Here is a 2,261-nt window from a genome sequence, read left to right on the forward strand (position 1 = left end):
GTCTTGATACAAATATCAAGAATGTGAATGCACGGATTAAAGAGGTTTCTGAAGGAGTAGCACAGGATTCTTTGTTATGGAATGATGAAGTCAATGCCTTTGTAGCGCGTCATGAGAAGAAGCAAGAAGAAAAAGGCAAAGCTGTAAGAACACAAGAAAACAGTAGAATTACGTTCCTTGCAAATGGTGAGATTACCCAAAACTCAACAGATGCAGTAAATGGTGGTCAGCTCTATACAATGGGTAACACGCTTGCAACCTATTTTGGTGGAGGTGCTGGATATGATGAAGTGGGCATATGGAGAGAACCGGATTTCAAGATCAAGCAGTTTAGTGAGGATGGTACTTCTTTTGACAAGAATTATCAGAATGTAGCAGATGCACTTGCAGGTGTTGGAAGTTCTATCACGAATGTTCAGAATAAATTGACTGAACAGGTTAATAATGTGATTACCAAAGTGGAAAGCGAGAGCTTTGTTCAGCAAGATAAGACAACGAGTCGTCTCACTATTGGTGCAAAAGTAGGTGGCACAGAAATCAATATTGCAAATGAAAGCGGTACGGATCGGATAATTTCTGGTGTTGGGGAAGCAAAGAACAATAATGACGCTGTTAACAAAGGTCAATTAGATAAAGGTTTGAAGGATCTTTCTACCAGCCTTCAGTCAGATGACTCGGCTGTTGTTCATTACGATAAAAAAGAGGGTGAGAATGGCGACATTGATTACACGAGTGTGACTTTAGGCAAAGGTAAGGATAAGGCAGCTGTTGGTCTTCATAATGTTGCCGATGGTCAGATTGCCAAGGGTTCACATGATGCAATCACGGGTGGTCAGATTAATAAAATCGGTGAGGATGTAGCTAAGTTTTTAGGTGGAGAAGCATCCTTTAAAGATGGAGCTCTTACACAGCCAACGTATAAATTATCTTACATTGCTAAAGATGGAGTTGTAACAGAGAGTGCCTTTCAAGGTGTTGGAACCGCTTTTGCAGGTCTTGATACAAATATCAAGAATGTGAATGCAAGGATTAAAGAGGTTTCTGAAGGAGTAGCACAGGATTCTTTGTTATGGAGCAAGGAAGCCGATGCCTTTGTAGCGCGTCATGAGAAGAGCAAAGAAGAAAAAGGCAAAGCTGTCAGGACACAAGAAAACAGTAGAATTACGTTTCTAGCAAATGGTGAGATTAGCGCTACATCAACGGATGCTGTAACGGGTAGTCAGCTTTATTCGCTGAACGAACAACTTGCAACCTATTTTGGTGGAGGTGCTGGATATGATAAAGAGGGCAAATGGAAAGCACCGGATTTCAAGATCAAGCAGTTTGGTGAGGATGGTACTTCTTTTGACAAGAACTATACGAATGTAGCTGATGCACTTACAGGTGTTGGAAGTTCTATCACGAATGTTCAGAATAAATTGACTGAACAGGTTAATAATGTGATTACCAAAGTGGAAAGCGAGAGCTTTGTTCAGCAAGACAAAACAACGCATCGTCTCACTATTGGTGCAAAAGTAGGTGGCGCAGAAATCAATATTGCAAATGAAAGCGGTGCGGATCGGATAATTTCTGGTGTTGGGGAAGCAAAGAACAATAATGACGCTGTTAACAAAAGCCAGCTTGATAGCAATATCAAGAATGTCAATAATAATGTAACAAATAAGTTTAACGAACTTACTAAAAACATAACGAATATTACTCAGCAAGTTAAAGGTGATGCTTTGTTATGGAATGATGAAGCCAATGCCTTTGTAGCACGTCATGAGAAGAAGCAAGAAGAAAAAGGCAAAGCTGTCAGGACACAAGAAAACAGTAGAATTACGTTCCTTGCCAATGGTGAGATTAGCGCTAATTCAACGGATGCTATCACGGGTGGTCAGCTTTATTCGCTGAACGAACAACTTGCAACCTATTTTGGTGGAGGTGCTGGCTATGATGAGCAAGGACAATGGACTGCTCCAAGTTTTAAGGTTAAGACAGTTAAGGATGATGGTAAATCTGAAGAGATAGACTATGGCAATGTGGCGGATGCTTTGGCTGGAGTTGGTAATTCTTTCACAAATATTAGAAATGAGATTAGCAAAGAAATTAATAATGAGATTACCAATGTGAAAGGTGATAGCCTTGTTAAGAAAGATCAAGCAACCAATCTTATCACTATTGGTAAAGAAGTAGAAGGCAGTGAAATCAACATAGCCAACAAGACTGGTTCGGATCGGACACTTTCAGGTGTTGGTGAAGCAACAAAGGATAATGAAGCT

1 pseudogene is annotated in these 2,261 nt (G+C 40.3%); it reads left to right on the plus strand.

The features are described from left to right. Window positions 1–2,261: pseudogene (locus ACFIMS_RS04955) on the plus strand (hypothetical protein); the annotation flags it as partial.

It is taken from the genome of Bartonella sp. AP331QHHD (assembly GCF_042195905.1).
Taxonomy (GTDB): domain Bacteria; phylum Pseudomonadota; class Alphaproteobacteria; order Rhizobiales; family Rhizobiaceae; genus Bartonella.